General features: G+C 66.2%; 6 protein-coding genes and 1 pseudogene. 2 read left to right on the top strand and 5 right to left on the bottom strand.

The genetic code is table 11. The features are described 5' to 3' along the window. Together EOA23_RS33400 and EOA23_RS33395 are read left to right on the top strand one after the other, a co-directional pair. Positions 1 to 301: hypothetical protein (locus tag EOA23_RS33400; protein ID WP_127307192.1), on the top strand; the 301-nt coding region annotated here is incomplete at its 5' end. A gap of 243 nt (positions 302 to 544) precedes the next feature. Continuing rightward, the gene (locus EOA23_RS33395) at positions 545 to 1,021 is read left to right on the top strand and encodes a hypothetical protein (RefSeq protein ID WP_127307191.1); all 477 of its coding nucleotides are present in this window, start codon (positions 545 to 547) and stop codon (positions 1,019 to 1,021) included. Positions 1,022 to 1,041: 20 nt separating this feature from the next. Here the strand turns inward: EOA23_RS33395 and EOA23_RS33390 are convergent, their stop codons facing one another. The 5 genes and pseudogenes from EOA23_RS33390 to EOA23_RS36765 all read right to left on the bottom strand — a co-directional run. After that, positions 1,042 to 1,347, bottom strand: a complete 306-nt coding sequence (locus EOA23_RS33390) for an urease subunit beta (RefSeq protein ID WP_126080012.1) — start codon at positions 1,345 to 1,347, stop codon at positions 1,042 to 1,044. 7 nt (positions 1,348 to 1,354) lie between these two features. Then, positions 1,355 to 1,948, bottom strand: coding sequence for a HupE/UreJ family protein (locus tag EOA23_RS33385; protein ID WP_127307190.1), 594 nt, complete (start codon positions 1,946 to 1,948; stop codon positions 1,355 to 1,357). A gap of 26 nt (positions 1,949 to 1,974) precedes the next feature. Further along, positions 1,975 to 2,229, bottom strand: coding sequence for a DUF1272 domain-containing protein (locus tag EOA23_RS33380; RefSeq protein WP_126063249.1), 255 nt, complete (start codon positions 2,227 to 2,229; stop codon positions 1,975 to 1,977). Positions 2,230 to 2,256: 27 nt separating this feature from the next. After that, positions 2,257 to 2,559, bottom strand: coding sequence for an urease subunit gamma (locus EOA23_RS33375; protein ID WP_040986969.1), 303 nt, complete (start codon positions 2,557 to 2,559; stop codon positions 2,257 to 2,259). Between the two features lie 21 nt (positions 2,560 to 2,580). Next, positions 2,581 to 2,721: pseudogene (locus tag EOA23_RS36765) on the bottom strand (urease accessory protein UreD); the annotation flags it as partial.

Raw genomic sequence — 2,721 nt, 5'->3', positions numbered from 1 at the left:
GCAACACCCCAGCCCGGCCCCGACCGCCCCCGCCGCGCCGAAAGTCCAGTCCGCGGCGCCGGCGATCCAGAGCGTCAACGTCGTCGACATCACCGAACTGCCCAAGGACGCGCAGACGCAGGTCAACCAGATCGTGGCGCAGCGCGGCGACGCCGGCCTGCAGACCTTGCGCAAGTCGATCGACGCGACGCCCAAGGTGAAATCCGCGCTCGAAGCCAAGGGCATGAGCTCGGCGCAGGTGATTGCCGCCAGCATGCAGCCCAATGGCGCGCTGACGCTGATCACCAAGAAAGCGAGCTGATCGCGCGCCCCGGCGGACCGTCTTGCGGTCCGCCGCCCATACTTTGAAAAGAATGCGGACCGTCTTGCGGTCCGCCGCCCATATTTTGAAAAGAATGCGGGCCGCCTTGTGGTCCGCCAACCATATTTTGAAGGGAATGCGGGCCGCCTCGCGGTCCGCCGTCAGGCCTTCGAAGGGAACCTGCGGCCAGGCCGGACCGTTTCGCTGTTTTCGCCCCGTCACGAGGTCAATCAGGAGCGAGCGATGGCGAATGGCCGGCGTTTTGCAAGATGGAGTCCCGTGGTTGCCGCCTCGCTTTTCGCGGTCGCGGCGTCCGCTGCGCAGCCGTTGGGCAGCGACAAGCCTGCCGCCGGGATTGTCGATTCCGATGTCCGCCAGGAAGAGGCGCTCTCCAGGACGGAGGCCGGGAAAGTCATCACCGCCATCGACCAGACCCGCGACAATATCGGCACGGTGCGCAAGACCACCAAGCTCGACAGGGTCGACATCGTGTTCCTGACCGATGCGGCGCGCAGCGAAGGCGGGCCGCCGCCGGCCATCGAGAACAAAATGAAGCAGCATCAGGACGATGTCGCCGAGCTGCGTCAGGAGATCGAGGCGAATGCGCTCATCTTCAACGCGATCGATTCGCGGCGCGTGCAGGCCGAGGACGTGCTCGCCGTGGAGTTCGACAATCCGGGGCAGGTCGTCATCTACGCGGCCGCCAAGCCCCCGAAGTGATTTGAGCGCGGCGGCGGACCTCACAGCTTGCCCATCACCTTCTGCTGAAAGCCATAGACCTCGCGTTTTCCCCCCAGTGGCACCAGCGTGACGTCGCGTTCCTGGCCCGGCTCGAAGCGCATGGCGGTGCCGGCGGCAATGTCCAGCCGCATGCCGCGCGCGCGCTCGCGGTCGAATTTCAGGCCCTCATTGGTCTCGAAGAAATGATAATGGCTGCCGACCTGGATCGGCCGATCGCCGCTGTTGGCGACCTTGAGGGTGACGGTCGGCCGGCCCTTATTGAGGTCGATCTCGCCTTTGGCCGCGATAACTTCACCGGGGATCATCGCGCCCTCACACCATGCCGAAGGAAAGGCCGACGCCGATCGCCGCACAAGCGGCGCCGGCGGCGCGCGCCAGGCCGCGGAAGCGCCACCCAAGCCGAAGGCCGGCCGCCATGCCGACACCGTGGAGCAGCGCGGTGGCGGCGGCAAAGCCAGCCATATATTCGAGGCCGGCAGCGTTTTCCGGCACCTCGGCCCCATGGGCGTGACCGTGGAAGAGAGCGAACAGGCCGATGATGGCGACCCCGGCCGAGACCGGCAGGTCGATCGCCAGCGCCACCAGCAAGCCGAGCGCCACGACGGAAGCGAGGATGCCCGGCTCGACGAAAGGCACCGGCACATGCAGCATGCCGAGCGCGCCGCCGACCAGCATCACGCCGAGGAAGGCAAGCGGCCAGGCCCAGAGCGCCTTGCCGCCCTTCATCGCCGCCCACAGGCCGACGGCGACCATGGCCGTCATGTGGTCGAGGCCGGACAGCGGATGCGCGAAGCCGGCGGCGAAGGAAGAGGTGGAGCCTGCGCCGACATGGGCGTAAGCGGGCATCGCCGCCGCCAGCAGCAGGACGACGGCGAGCGTGTTGCGTTTCGTCGAGGCGAGGATCATCTTTCTGCCCTTTCCAATTGACCTGGTTAAGCGGCCTTGCGCGGGCCGCAGCCTTCGGCCTTGAGCACGCGCCTGGTCGACGGCGGATATTTCGTCAGCTTGCCTGCCGGCCGGATTGGCCGCGGCGCGAAATTGCCGCCGCAATTGGGGCAGACGCCGCCCAGCACATTGTCCACGCAGTCGGCGCAGAAGGTGCATTCGAAGGTGCAGATCAGCGCATCCGTCGCCTCCGGCGGCAGATCCTTGTCGCAGCACTCGCAATTTGGCCTAAGCTCCAGCATCGGTCTTCCTCCTCACCGGATCGGCCCTTACCTGATCGGCTCGTGCACGGTCACCAGCTTGGTGCCGTCGGGAAACGTCGCCTCGACCTGAACGTCGTGGATCATCTCGGCGATGCCGTCCATGACCTGGGCGCGGGAGACGACATGGGCGCCGGCCTCCATGAGTTCCGCGACGGGACGGCCGTCGCGGGCGCCTTCGACGACGAAGTCGGTGATCAGGGCGATGGCTTCGGGATGGTTGAGCTTGACGCCACGCTCCAGGCGCTTGCGCGCCACCATCGCCGCCATGGCGATCAGCAGCTTGTCTTTTTCACGCGGCGTAAGATTCATGCAATGTCCCGGTATTTCAGATCAGAGTGACCACAATTTAGGCAGGCCCGCCCGTCCATTGAGCAGTTCGACGAGCGGAACCAACCGCTTGCGGAGCTGGTAGCCGTCGCCGGCGGTGAGCCTCGCAAGAAGCTTGCCAGATCGGCCGACGCTCCAGAAGCT

Origin of the sequence: Mesorhizobium sp. M2A.F.Ca.ET.042.01.1.1 (assembly GCF_003997405.1) — a bacterium.
Lineage (GTDB): Bacteria > Pseudomonadota > Alphaproteobacteria > Rhizobiales > Rhizobiaceae > Mesorhizobium.
Note: the sequence above shows the minus strand (reverse complement) of the source record. Positions and strands in the feature narration are given on the sequence as shown.

Excerpts from the sequence above, each read along its gene's own strand:
- EOA23_RS33375 (WP_040986969.1), bottom strand. The coding sequence starts at position 2,559 with ATGAATCTTACGCCGCGTGAAAAAGACAAGCTGCTGATCGCCATGGCG.
- EOA23_RS33395 (WP_127307191.1), top strand. The coding sequence starts at position 545 with ATGGCGAATGGCCGGCGTTTTGCAAGATGGAGTCCCGTGGTTGCCGCC.
- EOA23_RS33390 (WP_126080012.1), bottom strand. The coding sequence starts at position 1,347 with ATGATCCCCGGTGAAGTTATCGCGGCCAAAGGCGAGATCGACCTCAAT.
- EOA23_RS33380 (WP_126063249.1), bottom strand. The coding sequence starts at position 2,229 with ATGCTGGAGCTTAGGCCAAATTGCGAGTGCTGCGACAAGGATCTGCCG.
- EOA23_RS33385 (WP_127307190.1), bottom strand. The coding sequence starts at position 1,948 with ATGATCCTCGCCTCGACGAAACGCAACACGCTCGCCGTCGTCCTGCTG.